This is a genomic window from Duganella sp. 1224, from assembly GCF_013408245.1.
Classification (GTDB): domain Bacteria; phylum Pseudomonadota; class Gammaproteobacteria; order Burkholderiales; family Burkholderiaceae_D; genus Rugamonas.
Genome location: NZ_JACBYS010000001.1, coordinates 1,177,170 through 1,193,287, shown reverse-complemented (window position 1 = coordinate 1,193,287; position 16,118 = coordinate 1,177,170). Strand labels below are relative to the sequence as shown.

Annotated in this window: 15 protein-coding genes and 1 pseudogene; 6 read left to right on the top strand and 10 right to left on the bottom strand. The window is 62.8% G+C overall.

The annotated features are described in order from the left end of the window. From FHW58_RS05440 to FHW58_RS05400, 9 genes are all read right to left on the bottom strand, one after another. The gene (locus FHW58_RS05440; protein ID WP_179672016.1) at nucleotides 1–1,278 is read right to left on the bottom strand and encodes a carbohydrate porin; all 1,278 of its coding nucleotides are present in this window, start codon (nucleotides 1,276–1,278) and stop codon (nucleotides 1–3) included. 14 nt (nucleotides 1,279–1,292) lie between these two features. Further along, a complete protein-coding gene (locus FHW58_RS05435) occupies nucleotides 1,293–3,728 on the bottom strand; it encodes a glucose/quinate/shikimate family membrane-bound PQQ-dependent dehydrogenase (RefSeq protein WP_179672015.1) in 2,436 nt (811 codons plus the stop codon). 380 nt (nucleotides 3,729–4,108) lie between these two features. Continuing rightward, entirely contained in the window at nucleotides 4,109–5,128 is a 1,020-nt protein-coding gene (locus FHW58_RS05430; RefSeq protein ID WP_179672014.1) for an NADP-dependent oxidoreductase, read from the bottom strand. 51 nt (nucleotides 5,129–5,179) lie between these two features. After that, complete coding sequence (locus tag FHW58_RS05425; protein WP_179672013.1) at nucleotides 5,180–5,983, bottom strand: oxidoreductase; 804 nt, start codon at nucleotides 5,981–5,983, stop codon at nucleotides 5,180–5,182. A gap of 66 nt (nucleotides 5,984–6,049) precedes the next feature. Next, nucleotides 6,050–6,670, bottom strand: a complete 621-nt coding sequence (locus tag FHW58_RS05420; RefSeq protein WP_179673287.1) for a TetR/AcrR family transcriptional regulator — start codon at nucleotides 6,668–6,670, stop codon at nucleotides 6,050–6,052. A 143-nt stretch (nucleotides 6,671–6,813) separates the two neighbouring features. Next, a complete protein-coding gene (guaA, locus tag FHW58_RS05415) occupies nucleotides 6,814–8,424 on the bottom strand; it encodes a glutamine-hydrolyzing GMP synthase (protein WP_179672012.1) in 1,611 nt (536 codons plus the stop codon). Between the two features lie 62 nt (nucleotides 8,425–8,486). Continuing rightward, nucleotides 8,487–9,950 (bottom strand): IMP dehydrogenase, encoded by a 1,464-nt coding sequence (gene guaB / locus FHW58_RS05410; RefSeq protein WP_179672011.1) that lies wholly within the window; start codon nucleotides 9,948–9,950, stop codon nucleotides 8,487–8,489. A 227-nt stretch (nucleotides 9,951–10,177) separates the two neighbouring features. Further along, a complete protein-coding gene (locus tag FHW58_RS05405) occupies nucleotides 10,178–10,327 on the bottom strand; it encodes a hypothetical protein (protein ID WP_179672010.1) in 150 nt (49 codons plus the stop codon). Nucleotides 10,328–10,331: 4 nt separating this feature from the next. Then, nucleotides 10,332–10,661, bottom strand: coding sequence for a hypothetical protein (locus tag FHW58_RS05400; protein ID WP_179672009.1), 330 nt, complete (start codon nucleotides 10,659–10,661; stop codon nucleotides 10,332–10,334). 121 nt (nucleotides 10,662–10,782) lie between these two features. Between FHW58_RS05400 and FHW58_RS27320 the strand changes: the two genes are divergently transcribed. Further along, nucleotides 10,783–11,088, top strand: a complete 306-nt coding sequence (locus tag FHW58_RS27320; protein WP_373996631.1) for an SOS response-associated peptidase family protein — start codon at nucleotides 10,783–10,785, stop codon at nucleotides 11,086–11,088. Between the two features lie 18 nt (nucleotides 11,089–11,106). Here FHW58_RS27320 and FHW58_RS27895 read toward each other — a convergent pair whose 3' ends face one another. After that, on the bottom strand, nucleotides 11,107–11,484 hold the full coding sequence (locus tag FHW58_RS27895; RefSeq protein WP_373996630.1) for a DnaT-like ssDNA-binding protein: 378 nt from the start codon (nucleotides 11,482–11,484) through the stop codon (nucleotides 11,107–11,109). Nucleotides 11,485–12,010: 526 nt separating this feature from the next. Between FHW58_RS27895 and FHW58_RS27890 the strand changes: the two are divergent. The 5 genes and pseudogenes from FHW58_RS27890 to FHW58_RS05370 form a co-directional block, all read left to right on the top strand. Continuing rightward, nucleotides 12,011–12,097, top strand: a pseudogene (locus FHW58_RS27890) (PEP-CTERM sorting domain-containing protein); the annotation flags it as partial. A 355-nt stretch (nucleotides 12,098–12,452) separates the two neighbouring features. Next, nucleotides 12,453–12,947, top strand: coding sequence for a DUF4124 domain-containing protein (locus FHW58_RS05385; protein ID WP_179672007.1), 495 nt, complete (start codon nucleotides 12,453–12,455; stop codon nucleotides 12,945–12,947). Between the two features lie 63 nt (nucleotides 12,948–13,010). Then, nucleotides 13,011–14,039, top strand: coding sequence for a LacI family DNA-binding transcriptional regulator (locus FHW58_RS05380; protein ID WP_179672006.1), 1,029 nt, complete (start codon nucleotides 13,011–13,013; stop codon nucleotides 14,037–14,039). A 132-nt stretch (nucleotides 14,040–14,171) separates the two neighbouring features. Continuing rightward, a complete protein-coding gene (locus tag FHW58_RS05375; RefSeq protein ID WP_229265057.1) occupies nucleotides 14,172–14,675 on the top strand; it encodes a gluconokinase in 504 nt (167 codons plus the stop codon). 103 nt (nucleotides 14,676–14,778) lie between these two features. After that, complete coding sequence (locus tag FHW58_RS05370) at nucleotides 14,779–16,116, top strand: MFS transporter (protein WP_179672005.1); 1,338 nt, start codon at nucleotides 14,779–14,781, stop codon at nucleotides 16,114–16,116. Nucleotides 16,117–16,118: the final 2 nt, after the last annotated feature.

The following is a 16,118-nucleotide window of genomic DNA, read 5'->3' as shown; positions in this document are numbered from 1 at the left end:
TCAGAAGGTGATTTTCAGCTGGGTGCCAACCGCCAGCGCGTTTTGCGTCGCGCGGTAGCTGAACGCGCCCGGGTCGACGATATACTGCACGTCGGCCCGCACGCCCAGCCAGCGCAGCGGCTGCCAGCCATAGCTCAGTTCAACCACGGTTTCGCCGGCCGGCAGCGCCGCATAGCCGCCGGTATCCGGATTGGCCACAGCGGCGCTCGCGCGCAGGCGTGGATTGAGCTGCGCATGGACCACACCCAGCGCCACCGTATCGGCGTCGCGGCCGGCGAAGGTGCCGGTCTTGACCAGGCCGGCAGCATACCAGCGCGTGATCTGCGCCGATGCCTTCGGATTGGCGGTGAACTGGCCGAACAGCGCGAGGCTGCGGCCGCTGGCGTTGTCGCGCACGATCGCCTGGTCCGCCAGCAGGTACACGCCATGGCGTTCATCGACGGTGCCGGGTTGACCCTGGCGCCTGGCGCTGGCGGTGTCGTAGATGAGGCCCAGCTTGTAATGGCCGGGGAGCGCCCTGCTGTGCGGCGAGCTGCCGGGCGCGTACTCCACTTCCAGCGGCAGTATCACACCCGCCGTGCCGGCGGCAAAGGGCCGGAACGCGTTGTCCTTGTCGCCGAGATGCGGATTGTCCTGGAAGGCGCCAGTGCGGACAAACAGCTCAGGCTGCACCTGGTAGCGCACCGCCGCGCCCCAGCGCGCGTTCGGGTAGTTGTACCAGCCGGTATTGCCCGACATCGACAGCGGATGGGCGCAGAAGGCCGCGTTCACCAGCTGGCAGCCGATGGCCATGCCGCCCAGGTCATTGCCCATGGCGAAGAAGCCCAGGCGCAGATTGAGGCGGTTGCCGAGCAGGTTCTGCTCAACGCTGGCCTCGCTCAGGCGCGTGTACGGGCCGCCGTGGACTTCCTGCACCGGCAGCCGGTTGCCGATATAGTCGGCCGACACCCCGCCGCCGCGCCGGTCATTGATGGTGAAATGCAGCGTGGCGCCGGACCAGCCGGCCAGCCGCGCCATGTCGAAGTCGGCGCCCAGGCGCACTTGCTGGGCGTAGGTGCTGCCGCGATCGCGGCCGCCGCTGACGTTGGCAAAGGTCTCGGAGACGTAATCGCCGCGCAAGTTGACGCCGGCCTGGGTGTACTGGCTCCGCGCGCCGCCCCAGTCGCCGGTGAGAGTGGCGGAGTCGCCCGCCTGTGCACCAGCCGAGGCCAGCGCGGCCGCGACGATCAGGGCGGCGCTGCCGGCGCGTCCCGTCAGGTAGGTATGTTCGTGTTGCATTGTATCGTTACACATTATTGTTGTTTCAGTGCGTAGGCGATCACGTAATCGCCACGGTCCGGCGACTGGCGCGCGCCGCCGGCCGAAATCAGCACGTACTGCTTGCCGGTCTTGGGCGACACATAGCTCATTGGGCCGCCCTGGCTGCCGACCGGCAGGCGTGCCTTCCAGACTTCCTTGCCGGTCGCGCTGTCGAAAGCGCGCAGGTAGTAATCCTGGGTGCCGGCGATGAACACCAGTCCGCCTTGCGTGGCCAGCGTGCCGCCCAGCGTCGGCATCCCGACCGGCATTGTCATGCGCATCTTGACGCCGAACGGACCGGTGTCCTGCACGGTACCGACCGGCACTTGCCACAGCACCTTCTGCGTCTTCAGGTCCACCGCCGAGAGCGTGCCGAACGGCGGCTTCTGGCACGGAATGCCGAGCGGCGACATGAAACGGTTCTTGTTGACCGCGTACGGCGTGCCTTTCAGCGGCACCGCGCCCATGCCGGTGTTGACCGCCTCGCCGCCGTTGCTGGCCGGGCCGCTGTCGGTTTTCTGCGGGATCATCTGCACCCACAGACCGAGGCGCATGTCGTTGACGAAGATCAGGTGGTTGTTCGGGTCGGTGGACAGGCTGCCCCAGTTCATGCCGCCCAGCGAGCCCGGGAAGCTCAGCGACACGTCGGTGCCCGGCGCCGTGAACAGGCCTTCATAGCGCATCGACTTGAAGCTGATGCGGCACGCCAGCTGATCGAACGGCGTGGCGCCCCACATGTCCGATTCGTTCAGCTTTTCCGCGCCGATTTGCGGCATGCCGACCGAGAACGGCTGCGTCAGCGCATACTGCTCGCCGCTGATGCCGGCGGTCTTCACCGGGCGCTCCTCGACGCGCGTGATCGGCTTGCCCGTCAGGCGGTCGAGCACGAAGATCTGCCCCGATTTCGAGCCGAACACGACGGCAGGCGTGGTCTTGCCATCCTGGCCGGGGAAATCGATCAGGCTGGGCTGCATAGGCACATTAAAGTCCCACAGGTCGTTGTGCACCGTCTGGTAGACCCACTTCTCCTTACCGGTGGTGGCGTCGAGCGCCAGGATCGAGGTGGCGTAGCGGTGATCGAGCGGCGTGCGGTTGCCGCCCCACAGGTCGACCGACGAGCTGCCCATCGGAATGAATACCGTGTTCATTGCCGCGTCATACGACATCGGCGCCCACGAATTCGGCGTGCTGCGGGCATAGGTACGGCCCGGCTCCAGCGGCGCGTTCGGATTGTCGCGGCCCGGATCGAAAGCCCAGCGCATCTGGCCGGTAATGACATCGAAGCCGCGCAGGACGCCGCCCGGCATGTCGGTCTGCACGTTGTCCGCCACGCGGCCGCCGACCACCACGGTCGTGCCGGCCAGCGTTGGCGCCGAGGTCAGCTGGTATTTCGGATCTGCCGCGTCGCCCAGGCCGGCCTTCAGATCGACAACACCACCGTTGCCGAAGCCGGCGCACAGGGCGCCGGTGTCGGCGTCGATGGCCACCAGGCGGGCATCGATGGTATTCATCAGCAGGCGGCGCTGGCAGTTGTCGCCGGCCGCCACCGCCGCCGGCAGTACCGGCGTGGCGCCGGCCAGCGTCGGCTGGGCCAGCGGCTGGGTGGCGTCGAAGTACGCGAGGCCCCGACAGCGGTTCCAGACCTGCGATTGCGCGTTGATGTCGCGCTCCCAGATTTTCTTGCCGCTGTCGGCATCGACCGCGATCACGTTGTTATGCGGCGTGCACAGGTAGACGCGGTCGCCGATCTGCAGCGGCGTTTGCTGGTCCTCGGCGCCGTTGCCGGTCGGGCTGATCGGGGTGTCGCCAGTGTGGAAGGTCCATGCGACCTCGAGCTTGCTGACATTGTCGCGGGTGATCTGGTCCAGCGCCGCAAAGCGGCTGCCGCCCGGCGTGTTGCCGTAGTTGCTCCAGTTCTTTTGCTCATGGCCAGGGGCGACCGGCACCAGCGGCGCGGGCGTGCCGTGGAACGCGACGGTCGGGTGCGGCTGAAACATCTGCACGAAGGTCGCGACCATCACCAGCGCCAGCACGGCGGCGGCGAGGTAGGCGCCGCGGCCAGTGGCGGCACCGGTGTCAGCCTGGCGCAGCGCTGGCCAGGCCAGCAGGGACAGCACCATCAGGCCGGCGGGCAGCATCAGGCGCGAGACCAGTGGCCAGAAATCGAGGCCGGCGTCCACCAGGGCCCAGATCACGGTGCCGGCGAATGCCGCGCCATACACCAGCACGGCGGACGACTTCAGGCGCATGAACTGGATGGCGGCCGCGACGATGACGACGCCGGCGATTAAAAAGTACAGGCTCCCGTGCAGGGCCGCCAGCTTGGCGCCGCCAACGGCAAAGAACAGGCCGGTGGCCAGCAAGACGAGGCCGAGCACTATACACCCGGCTTTCAGTGCCACTGAATGATGGGCTTCACTTCTTGTCATTTTGAACATCCCTTCGGTAACTGACATCGGCTGGACGAAATCCGCCGAAAACGGGATTATAACTAACTATTTGGTTAATTGCTGAGGGTGGTTAAAATCGGCTGAAAAATGCAAACACGCCGCGTGCGGGCGATGCCTTTAGCGGGCATAAATGACAAACGGCCCGGACGTCATCACGACCGGGCCGTCAAGGCAGCGCTTAAACGCTATGCCGTCAAACCGCAATGGCAATTATTACTTTCTCACTCTCACTCCATCCTCAACAGAGGAAGAAATCAATTTAAAAACAAGTATTTAGCAATAGGCAAGCCAACAATACCATGAAAAATACATATTGAGATTGTTTCACCAAGAAGAGCAAATATGGCCGTTTCAAGGGTCTACCTTTCCGCTGCAGGCGCCACAAGCTGCACAACCACTTTGCCTTTCGCCCTGCCCTGTTCGAGGTAAGCCAGGCCCTCTCTGGCCTGAGTGAACGGAAATATTTTATCGACGACCGGACGCAGCCGTGACGCAGCAAGATGACCGCCGATCTCGGCCAATTGCTGGCCATCCGGACGCACGAACAGGAAGGAATAGCTGGCATTGCGCTGTTTCGCAAGCCGGATGATCTTCCCGCTCAACAGGCCGAACACGAACCTCATCAGGAAATTCATCCCGCGCTTGCGCGCGAATGCCGCATCCGGCGGGCCGATCAGCGATATGATCTGGCTACCGGGCCCAACAACCTGCAGGGATTTTTCCAGCTCGCCGCCGCGCAGTGTTGCCAGCACCACGTCGTAGTTGCGCAGCAGCGATTCAAATTCCTGCTTCTTATAATCGATCACTTCGTCAGCGCCGAGCTGACGCACCAATTCCACATTGGCGGTGCTGGTCGTCGTCGCCACCTTGGCCCCGAGCAGTTTCGCCAACTGGATGGCGAAGCTGCCAATACCGCCGGCGCCCGCCGGAATGAATACTTTCTGGCCAGGCTGCAGCTGGGCCCGTTCAATCAAGGCTTGCCACGAAGTGAGACCCACCATCGGTATCGATGCGGCCTGGACAAAGTCCAGCTTGTCGGGCTTAAGCGCTGCCACGTGCTCAGGCACCGCTGCGTACTCGGCAAGCGCGCCGACACCCAAGTCAAAGGTGCTGGCAAATACCGCATCGCCGATTTTAAAGCGGGTCACCCGGCTACCGGTCTCGACCACCACGCCAGCGAGGTCGCTGCCCATGGTCGACGGCAGCTGGAGCTTGATGATGGGTTTGAAGCTCCCGGTTGGGATCATGTTATCAATAGGATTGAGGCCTGCCGCGTGAACCTGGACCAAGATCTCATCCGGCTTGACGGTTGGCCGGGGCAGGTCTGCGAACTCGACGTTCTTTGCGCCGCCGTAGCGTTTCAAGACGAGTGCTTTCATTGCTTTTGCTCCCTGATGATTTGCGAAATGGTGCGAGAAACTTGTGGCGGCCTACGCCAGGCTTAAATCCTTGCGCAGCCCTGCGTCCACCAGGCCCGCCGGGGCGAATGCGCGCAATAAGCGCAACCGCTTTGCCAGGGAGCCAGCGGTGTAGCGCAGTTTCGGCTTGCCTGTCCGCGCGGCCAACAATACGGTCTCCGCGACCACGTCCGGCCCCTCGGCACCGGCCATCGCCTCCTGCACCCGGCGGGCCACGGCATTCCGCACTTCGTCGTAGGCATTCAGCTTGGCGTCAGGTTCCAGCAGGTTGGCATCGAATGGCGTCTTGGTGTACGCCGGTTCGATCACGATGGAACGGATGCCCCAGTTGCGCAATTCGTGGTCCAGGGACTCGGAATAGCCTTCGATAGCGTGCTTGCTGGCGGCGTATAAAGCGCCGTAGGGCATCGGCAGAAAACCCAGCACAGAACCGATGTGGAGTATACGGCCCTCCCCCCTCGCCCGCATATGGGGCAGCACGGCGCGCGTCATGCGGACCACGCCGAAGAAGTTCGTGTCGAAAATCGCCTGCGCCTGTTTGAGAGAGCTTTCTTCGGCACCGGCAGGGGCCACCCCGAAGCCTGCATTATTGACCAGCAGATCGATGCGTCCTTCCTGCGCGATCACCGCCGCGACGGCGGCTTGCACCGAAGCCTCGCTTGTCACATCGAGGGTAAGCATCTCGTACCCCTTTGTCGGCCCGTGGGCGCTACGGCGGCTGCTACCGTAGACTTTGAAGCCAGCCTCGGACAGGCGCGTTGCAGTCGCTGCACCAATGCCGGACGAGGCGCCGGTTACCAATGCAATCTTTTTCATACAGCTTCCCCTCGGGATCAAATTTAAAATATGATGACCATCATATTCATGGGTAAAAAAAAATGCCTAATCAACCCTTGAGCCGGCGACCAGCGAAAATTGTTTTAGCGCGGCGGCACACAACGCTTGCGACAACTTCGGATCGTCGACAGCACGCGCCACCATCGTCGTACCGATCAAGCCGCACACCAGCGCCATTGCCTGTTCGTGCGCCTGGGGCTGCCCCCAATTCGGCAATTGACGCGCGAATAAGTCAATCATTTCCTTAATGTGGATGGTCGCCGCCCGCCGCACCTCCGGTGCTTGCCGTGGCATTTCCGACCCCAACGCCGAAACGGGGCACCCTGTTTCAATCGCCGCGATGTGCTCCGGAGACAAATAGGCCTGCATCATGGCCTGCAACGCAAGCCCAGGGGGAGCCGCCGCCGCCACGCGCGCCGCCAACGCTACCGACTCGGCACCAGCGCGATCCCCGGCTTCCGCCAGCAGCGCATCCCGAGAATCGAAGTGCGCGTAGAAGCCGCCATGCGTCAGGCCGGCTTCTTTCATGATGTCTGCGACACCAGTACCGCCATAGCCGGTGCGGCGAATGGCACGAGCCGCAACTTCCACGATACGCTCGTGCGTTTCTTCTTTGCGGTTTAAGAACTTCTGATTGGGGGTTTTGTTGCGCATGATGATCATCATATACCAATTTCTAAAGACACGCTTCAAGCCTTTTATTCCAGCTAAACGCAGACAGCCTTCCATGAAAAATGTCATTGATGACCCAACCAAGATCATCAATGACATTCATTTAACTCAATTAAATCAATGGGTTAAAAACTGGCTCATTCCCACTCGATGGTCGCGGGCGGCTTGCCGCTGATGTCATACACCACGCGGTTGATACCACGCACTTCGTTGATGATGCGATTGGACACCTTGCCCAGCAGCGCATGCGGCAGGTGCGCCCAGTGCGCGGTCATGAAGTCCTGGGTCTGCACGGCGCGCAGCGCCACCACGTATTCGTAGGTGCGGCCGTCGCCCATCACGCCGACCGATTTGACCGGCAAGAACACGGCGAACGCCTGCGAGGTCGCCTCGTACCAGTTCCGCGGCACGGCGTCCTGATCGAAGCCCGGCACCACGGTCGCCTCGTACGGCGTGTTGCGCAGTTCTTCGATGAAGATGGCGTCGGCCTGGCGCAGCAGGTCGGCGTATTCCTTCTTGACTTCGCCCAGGATGCGCACGCCCAGGCCAGGACCCGGGAACGGATGGCGGTAGACCATGTCATGCGGCAGGCCCAGCGCCACGCCCAGCTTGCGCACTTCGTCCTTGAACAGTTCGCGCAGCGGCTCCAGCAACTGCAGCTTCATGTGCTCCGGCAGGCCGCCGACGTTGTGGTGCGACTTGATGGTCTGGCCCTTCTTGCCCTTGCCAGCCGACTCGATCACGTCCGGGTAGATGGTGCCCTGCGCCAGCCACTTGGCGTTGACCAGCTTGCCCGATTCGCGGTCGAACACTTCAACGAACTCGCGGCCGATGATCTTGCGCTTTTGCTCGGGATCGGAGACGCCGGCCAGGTGGCCCATGAACTGGTCTTCGGCGTCGATGCGGATCACCTTGACGCCCAGGTTTTTGGCGAACATGTCCATGACCATCTTGCCTTCGTTCAGGCGCAGCAGGCCGTGGTCGACGAACACGCAGGTCAGCTGGTCGCCGATGGCGCGGTGGATCAGCGCCGCCGCCACCGACGAGTCGACGCCGCCCGACAGGCCCAGGATCACCTCATCCGTGCCCACCTGCGCGCGGATTTTCTCGACCGCTTCCGAGATGTAGTCCGGCATGTTCCAGTCCGACTTGCAGCCGCAGATTTCGTGCACGAAGCGGCTCAGCATGACCTTGCCCTGCACCGTGTGCGTGACTTCCGGGTGCCACTGCACGCCGTAGAAACGCTTCTCCTCGTTGGCCATGGCGGCGATCGGGCACGATGGCGTGTCGCCCATCAGCACGAAGCCCGGCGGCATGTCCAGCACCTTGTCGCCGTGGCTCATCCAGACCTTTTGCATGCCGTGGCCTTCGTCGGTGACGAAGTCGACGATGCCGTCCAGCAGCTTGGTGTGGTTGCGCGCGCGCACCTCGGCATAGCCGAATTCCCGCACCTTGCCGTTCTCGACCTTGCCGCCCAGTTGCGCGGCCATGGTCTGCATGCCGTAGCAGATGCCGAGCACCGGCACGCCCAGGTCGAACACGGCGTCCGGCGCGCGCGGCGCGTCGCCTTCCAGCGTGGAGCTGTGGCTGCCCGACAGGATCACGCCGGCGGCGCCGTAATTGCGCACGAATTCGTCGCTGACGTCATACGGATACACTTCCGAGAACACGCCGGCGTCGCGCACGCGGCGCGCGATCAGCTGGGTCACTTGGGAGCCGAAATCGAGAATGAGGATTTTAGAGTGCATGGAGTCTGAACCAGGTTGAATATAGAAAAACGCCGGCGTCGGCCGGCGTTTGCAAGGATCGCTTAGTCGCCGGAACGGTAGTTCGGCGCTTCCTTGGTGATTTGCACGTCGTGCACGTGCGATTCGCGCATGCCGGCCGAGGTGATCTCGACGAACTCGGCTTTGTTGCGCAGCTCATCGATGGTGGCGCAGCCGCAGTAGCCCATCGACTGGCGCACGCCGCCGACCAGCTGGAAGATGATCGCCAGCACCGAGCCCTTGTAGGCGACGCGGCCTTCGATCCCTTCCGGCACGAACTTGTCAGCCTTCATGGTGGCGTCCTGGAAATAGCGGTCGGCCGAGCCGTCCGACATCGCGCCCAGCGAGCCCATGCCGCGGTAGGACTTGTACGAGCGGCCCTGGTACAGGATCACCTCGCCCGGCGCCTCTTCGGTGCCGGCAAACATCGAGCCCATCATCACGGTCGAGGCGCCGGCGGCCAGCGCCTTCGAGATGTCGCCCGAGAAGCGGATGCCGCCGTCGGCGATGCATGGCACGCCGGTGCCTTCCAGCGCCTCGGCGACGTTGGAGATGGCGGTGATTTGCGGCACGCCGACGCCGGCGACGATACGGGTGGTGCAGATCGAGCCCGGGCCGATGCCGACCTTGACCGCGTCCGCGCCGTATTCGACCAGCGCCTTAGCGGCGGCGGCGGTGGCGATGTTGCCGCCGATGACGTCCACTTGCGGGTACTTGGTCTTGATCCACTTCACGCGGTCGAGGATGCCCTGCGAGTGGCCGTGGGCGGTGTCGACCACCAGCACGTCCACGCCGGCAGCGACCAGCAGGTCGATGCGCTCTTCATCCTTGGCGCCCACGCCGACGGCGGCGCCCACCAGCAGCTTGCCCTGCGAGTCCTTCGACGCCAGCGGGTGCTCGTGCGATTTCTGGATATCCTTGACGGTGATCAGGCCGCGCAGCTCGAAGGCGTCGTTGACCACCAGCACGCGCTCCAGGCGGTGCTTGTTCATCAGGCGCTTGGCTTCGGTGGTGTCGGCGTCTTCCTTGACGTACACCAGCTTTTCGCGCGGCGTCATCTTGACGCGCACCTCGGCGTCCAGCTCCTGCTCGAAGCGCAGGTCGCGGTTGGTGATGATGCCGACCACTTCCTTGCCCTCGACCACCGGGAAGCCGGAAATGCCATACTGCTCGGTCAGCTTGATGACGTCGCGGATCTTCATGGTCGGCGGGATGGTGATCGGGTCACGCAGCACGCCAGCCTCGAAGCGCTTGACGCGCGCCACTTCACGCGCCTGATCCTTCGGATTCAGGTTCTTGTGAATGATGCCAATACCGCCCTCTTGCGCCATGGCGATGGCCAGGCGCGCCTCGGTGACCGTATCCATGGCTGCCGACAGCAGCGGGATGTTCAGGCTGATATTGCGAGTCAGACGGGTTTTGAGGGACGTATCCGCAGGAAGAACGTTGGAGTACGCTGGGACGAGCAGCACGTCATCGAAGGTGAGTGCTTTTTGGAGTAGACGCATAGCATTTCCTATAGGCGCAAAAGCAGATTATACGCGCTTTGTACTTTTTTGTCTGCAACTTCCCCAGAGCCCCCTAGACTTAGTGGTTTGGAGTAGATAATAAACTACCTGTATGCCCGGAATTGTCCAAAATGGTTTGAGTTTTCGCCCAAATTTCGCCCACGTTTGCCCCACTTCAATGCCTATGCCGAGTCCTGAACCCAACCAGCGGCGCCGTTCGCATTGACCTACCGCAGCATGCGCGCCTCACGCTTGGTCAGTTCCCGCTCCTTGATGTCGATCTCCACCAGCCATCCGGCGCGCTCCAGGCGCTCGGGCTGTTCGCCATGTGCGTCCCAGACCCGTAACCCGCCGAGCTCGAAGGCTTCATCAGACATCCACTTAATGTGGCAGTCGACCGCCGGGCATCCGCGACTGGCAGACCCACGTTTGCGCCAGTCCGCGCGGGCGGTCGCCGCTTTGTCGCAGCTCCTCAATACCGCTGAGCACCAACGTCCCTCCCTGCAGCTTCACCAGCTTCGGCTGCAGAAGCTGGACAAGAATCCGCTGTTCGCTGATCGGCATCAGTCGCGCAATCTTTGACGGGCGCCGGTCGCCGTCGAGCGCGACCTCGACCACCACCAGCTCCAGCAACGAGGTGCCGTCGACCGCCCGCACTGCCGCAGCTAGCGCATATCCGTTCTCCCGCCGCCTCGATGCCCAAACCTTCATTATTTCCCCGGATCCGATACTGCACACATATACGACATTAAGCCTGCAAAGGAATCGCGCTGGAGACGACGATGGGCGTGATCATCGAGCTGCACGACGCCGGCTTCTGGAAGACTGAGACGTGGAAGGACTCTGGCGCGCCCACCGTGCGCCGGGCGCCGGCGGCCAGCGCGAAGGCTTGGTAGCCAGCTACGGCATGGTGCCGCGCAAGCGCATCCCGCCAGGCGTTCGCCCATTCGACACGAAGAACGGGCGCGCCGAGACCGTCGGTCGGCTGCGGTCCTTCTCTGGCGCGTGGACGAAGTCGCAGCTGTGCCTGATGCCGATGACCACCTTCTACGAACCGAACTACGAAAGCGGCAAGCCCGTGCGCTGGCGTATTGGCGCAGACGAATCGATGTTCGCCGTGGCCGGGCTATTGCGCTAATGGGACGGCGAGGCTGGCTCATAGCTCAGCTTTACGCAGCTGACGATCAACGCGGATGACCATCCGCTGATGCGGCGCTTCGCAAGCCGGGGGACGAAAAGCGCACGCTAATGATCGTGCCGCATGACGTCGTCGCGCGGCCAGTACAGCGCCTGCGCCTGGTACACGCGGCGGCCAGTCCAGCGCCTGCGCCTGGTACACGCGGCGGCCCGCCCAGCGCTGGCGGTAGTTGGCCAGCATGAACTGGGTTGCCCGGCGCAGCGCCACCTCCTTCTCGGCGTCGGCGCGCGGGGCCCAGTCAGCCACTCCGAGGGCGGTGCAGCGCGCATCGGCGGCGGCGACACTGGCGTAGCTTACAGCATCAGGTGGACCCAAGCCGGTTTCAATTACAAGCAAAATTCACAGCCAAAATAAAATATTGCCAACAAGTTTGCAATTTAGCATGTAGAATGAATTGTTGCCAATATATACACCACTAGGGGGTACTCATATGAAAATGCTCTTCCAGGCAGTGCCGTTGCTTTTTGCGCTTTTGTCGACCGCCGCACAAGCGAACACATACAGCTTCTCATTCACCTTCAATATTGGCATTGTCGTTAGCGGTCAATTTGACGGGACGCCGATCGACGGTCTTGTTACAGACCTTTCCAATCCGTCAGTTTTCGTCGATGGCGTACAGAAAAGCGGCCACTTAGAAATTGCAGGAGAGGTGTCCTCTAACGGAAAACGTAACAACTTCTACGTCGGCGCCGGTCCTGATTTTGTTTTTCAATTTTACGCGGGGGGAGCTTATCCTGATTACCTCAGTATGGTTAACCTCTACGATTCATCTTTGGATCCTAAGTATCAAGTGATCCCAGATTATTATTTACTAACGCAAATGTATGATAACGGTAATAACTGGCAATTGCGGGACATCAACGCCGTTCCAGAACCTGAAACCTATGCGATGCTGGTGGCCGGCTTGGGCCTGGTGGGCGCTGTGACACTGCGCCGCAAGCAGCTGTAAGCGAAGCCCTCTGAAGAGCCGCTCGGGGCTTTTTGCCCATATTGCTGGCGGCGCGCAGACGGTCTGCATCGACACGGCAGCGATCTGCGACGCATGAATCCCATCCTCGATGTATGCGCCGTAGTCGAGGTAGATCGTCGCATTCGTAACCTTGTTGTTCACGTAGAGCGTGGAATGGGGTGGTGGTGGCATGTAGGATGGCTGCTCGGCCAAACGATCAGACGCTTTTCCACTTTCGGCGATGCTGAGGTTGGCCTCGTACTTAATTGCTCGCAACGCCCATTGAGCGCCACGGATTGATTGACAGTTGCTATGAATCATGGCGAAATCGGTGCATGCCTTACTGGAGCGCCGTATGAATCACCGCCATATCCTGCTTGCCGCCCTGCTGCTGGCGGCCGCGCCACTGTCGCTGGCGCAGTACATCTGGATCGACGACAAAGGCGTCAAGCAGTTGTCCGACCGGCCGCCGCCGCCCGGCATTCCGGAAAAGCGCATCTTGAAGGCGCCGGGCAAGCCGTTGTTCAATCCGTATGCGCCGGCCGCGACGGAGTCCGGCGACAGCGCGCAGCCGACACCGTCACCGGCGCCGACGTTGACAGAGCGCAACGAGGATTTTAAACAGCGCAAGCTGGCCGCCGCCGAATCCGCCCAGCGTGCCGCCGACGAGGCCAGGCGCAAGGCCGATCAGACTTCCCGCTGCGACGCGGCACGTAAAAACCAGCAGGCGCTGGACCAGGGCGTGCGGCTAAGCACCTTCGATAAAAATGGCGAACGCAGCTTCATGGACGACGCCCAGCGCGAGGAATTGCGTAAAAATACGCAAGCGGTGTTGGCCGAATGCAAATAAATGCTCTCTCTTTCGGCTTGGCTGCCGTATGATATCGCTATCAATATCATTCATGTTGCAGCAATGACGAAGACACAAGCGGGCAGGAGCCGCGCCAGCGGCCGTATCACTCTGGCGATGGTGGCCAACAAGGCCGGCGTAGCGACCATGACCGCGTCGCGCGCCATCACCCAGCCGGAGATGGTGTCGCAGGCGTTGCGCGACCGCGTTGAGAAGGCGGTGGCCGAGCTGGGCTACGTGCCCAACCGCGCCGCGCGGGCGCTGGCGTCGTCGCAGTCGAAGGTGATTGCGGTACTGGTGCCGTCGCTGTCCAACGCCGTGTTCACCGAGGTGCTGGCCGGCATCCAGGACGCGCTGGACGCCGATGATTACCAGATCCTGATCGGCAATACCCGCTATTCCGACAAGGAAGAGGAAAAGCTGATCAACACCTACCTGCAGTCGAATCCCGATGGCATGCTGTTGTCCGGCCTGACCCACAGCCCGCGGGTGCAGCAGATCCTGTCCACCTTGCGCATGCCGGTGGTGTCGATGATGGACATGTCGACCGATCCCGAGCAGCTGACGGTCGGATTCTCGCAATTCCAGGCCGGCCACGCGATGACCCGCTATCTGCTGGAAAAAGGCCACCAGCGCATCGGTTTCATCGGCGCCCAGCTGGACGAGCGCACGCTGCGCCGCGCCGAGGGCTACCGCAAGGCGATGCATGAAGCCGGCCTGGCCGACGCCCGGCTGGAGGTGATGGTGGCCGAACCGTCCACCATCGCCCTCGGCGCCGAGCTGCTGGGCCGCATGCTGGCGCAGGCGCCCGACTGCGACGCCATCTTCTGCTGCAACGACGACCTGGCGCATGGCGCCATTTACCAATGCCAGCGGCGCGGCATCGCCGTGCCGACGCAACTGGCGATTTGCGGCTTCAACGACTTGCCGGCATCGGCCTGGATGAATCCGTCGCTGACCACGATCGGCACGCCGCGCTACCGCATCGGTTACGAGGCGGCCGCCCTGCTGCGCTCGGTCATCAAGGGCGACACGCCGCCCAACCGCCAGATCGACCTCGGCTTCACGCTGATGGCGCGCGAGAGCGCTTGAGCGTACGCGAGCGGAACCATCGCCGGCACCGCCGACGGCAGCGAGCCCGGCTGTTGCGCCGCACCATCGATAATGCTTTACATTTTTTTCAATCCGTCTAAACTCGCCGTACCTGTTAGCGCTATCATTCCTATGAATAAAAATACACAAGCCCGTTGGGTGGTGATGGGCGTCAGCGGCTGCGGCAAGAGTTCGATTGGGCTGCAGCTGGCCGGCGCGCTGGACGTGCCCTTCCTCGAAGGCGATGCTTACCACTCTTATGCAAACGTTGCCAAGATGACCGCCGGCGTGCCCCTGACCGACGCCGACCGCGCCGACTGGCTGCAGGCGCTGCACAAGGAGATCCACGACGCCCGTGTGCGCGGCAGCGGCCTGGTGCTGTCCTGCTCGTCGCTCAAACGCCGCTACCGCGACCTGCTGCGCAGCGCCGACCCCGAGCTGCGCTTCGCCCACCTGGCCGGCCCGCGTGAACTGATCGCCGAGCGCATGGCCGCGCGCAAGGATCACTACATGCCCACCTCGCTGCTGGACAGCCAGCTGGCCGCGCTGGAACCGCTGCAGGAGGACGAAGCCGGCATCGTGCTCGACATCGCCGGATCGCCCACCGAGCTGGTGCGGCAGATCCTGCAAACATGATAGTTACCGCTATCAAATCCAGGCTCTCCCCGGAACGGCAACACGTTCCGTTCAGGCAGTGATACCCTTGCTGCCTGCTTTTACATGCGCGTAAAGACGAATTGTGACTAAACAACTGACCTGGCGGGAAAAAATCAGCTACGGCGTGGCCGACATGGGGTTCAATTTCTACTGGACCAATATCGCCACCTTCCTGCTGATCTATTACACCGACGTGTTTGGCATTTCGGCCGCCGCCGCCGCGTCCATGATGTTCGCGATCAAAATCGTCAACGCCTTCACCGACCCGATGATCGGCGCCGCCGCCGACCGCACCAGCACGCGCTGGGGCAAGTTCCGTCCGTGGCTGATCTGGGTGCCGCTGCCGCTGGCCGGCGCCGCCTTCCTCACCTACACCACGCCCGACCTGTCCGAGGGCGGCAAGATCGTCTGGGCCTATGGCACCTACCTGGCGATGATGGTGTGCTACACCTGCATCAACATCCCCTACAACGCGCTGTCCGGGGTGCTGTCGGCGGACGCGCAGGAACGCTCGACCGTCAACGGCCTGCGCTTCATCTTCGCCTTTGCCGGCGGCACGCTGGTGACCGCCGCCACGCCGGCGCTGGTGCGCTGGCTGGGCGCCGGCAACGACAAGCTGGGCTGGCAGCTGACCATGCTGACCTGGAGCGTGCTGGCCTCGCTGTTGTTCGTGCTGACCTTCCTCAACACGCGCGAGCGCATCGCCCCGCCGTCCACGCAGAAGAGCAACGTCTGGCAGGACGTGCGCGATTTGTCGCAGAACCGGCCGTGGGTGGCGCTGTTCTTCCTGGCGCTGATCATCATGATCACCATCACGCTGCGCACCAGCAGCGCGGCCTACTACTTCAAGTACGTGGTCGGTCGCCCGGACCTGATGGCGGGCTTTGTGCCGGCCTACATGATGGCGGCCGCCGCCGGCGCCGCGCTCACGCCGCTGATGACGCGCTTCGTCGACAAGAAGAAGCTGATGATCATCCTGATGAGCATCACCGCCGTGCTGTCGTCCGCCTTCTTCTTCGTGCCGCGCGACCAGATCGGGCTGATGTTCGCGCTGCAGATCGGCATGGGCCTGGCGCTCGGCCCCAAGTCGCCGCTGGCGTTCTCGATGTACGCCGACACCGCCGACTACAACGAGTGGCGCACCGGCCGCCGCGCCACCGCCATGACCTTCGCTGCCGCCACCTTCTCGCAAAAGCTGGGCACCGCGATCGCGGTGGCGGTGATCGGCTGGATCTTCACCCGCCTCGGCTACGTCGCCAACGCCGCGCAGAGCGAAGGCTCGCAGGCCGGCATCGTGTGGCTGATGTCCTTTATTCCGGCCGCCTTCGCGCTGCTCGCGGTGGCCGTGATGTTCCTCTACAACCTCGATAACAACAAGCTGCTGCGGATCCAGGCGGATCTGGAAGCGCGCAAATCCTGACG

Excerpts from the sequence above, each read along its gene's own strand:
- FHW58_RS05435 (WP_179672015.1), bottom strand. The coding sequence starts at position 3,728 with ATGACAAGAAGTGAAGCCCATCATTCAGTGGCACTGAAAGCCGGGTGT.
- guaB (WP_179672011.1), bottom strand. The coding sequence starts at position 9,950 with ATGCGTCTACTCCAAAAAGCACTCACCTTCGATGACGTGCTGCTCGTC.
- guaA (WP_179672012.1), bottom strand. The coding sequence starts at position 8,424 with ATGCACTCTAAAATCCTCATTCTCGATTTCGGCTCCCAAGTGACCCAG.
- FHW58_RS05375 (WP_229265057.1), top strand. The coding sequence starts at position 14,172 with ATGAATAAAAATACACAAGCCCGTTGGGTGGTGATGGGCGTCAGCGGC.
- FHW58_RS05420 (WP_179673287.1), bottom strand. The coding sequence starts at position 6,670 with ATGATGATCATCATGCGCAACAAAACCCCCAATCAGAAGTTCTTAAAC.
- FHW58_RS05425 (WP_179672013.1), bottom strand. The coding sequence starts at position 5,983 with ATGAAAAAGATTGCATTGGTAACCGGCGCCTCGTCCGGCATTGGTGCA.
- FHW58_RS05405 (WP_179672010.1), bottom strand. The coding sequence starts at position 10,327 with ATGTCTGATGAAGCCTTCGAGCTCGGCGGGTTACGGGTCTGGGACGCA.
- FHW58_RS05385 (WP_179672007.1), top strand. The coding sequence starts at position 12,453 with ATGAATCACCGCCATATCCTGCTTGCCGCCCTGCTGCTGGCGGCCGCG.
- FHW58_RS05380 (WP_179672006.1), top strand. The coding sequence starts at position 13,011 with ATGACGAAGACACAAGCGGGCAGGAGCCGCGCCAGCGGCCGTATCACT.
- FHW58_RS05440 (WP_179672016.1), bottom strand. The coding sequence starts at position 1,278 with ATGCAACACGAACATACCTACCTGACGGGACGCGCCGGCAGCGCCGCC.
- FHW58_RS05430 (WP_179672014.1), bottom strand. The coding sequence starts at position 5,128 with ATGAAAGCACTCGTCTTGAAACGCTACGGCGGCGCAAAGAACGTCGAG.
- FHW58_RS05400 (WP_179672009.1), bottom strand. The coding sequence starts at position 10,661 with ATGAAGGTTTGGGCATCGAGGCGGCGGGAGAACGGATATGCGCTAGCT.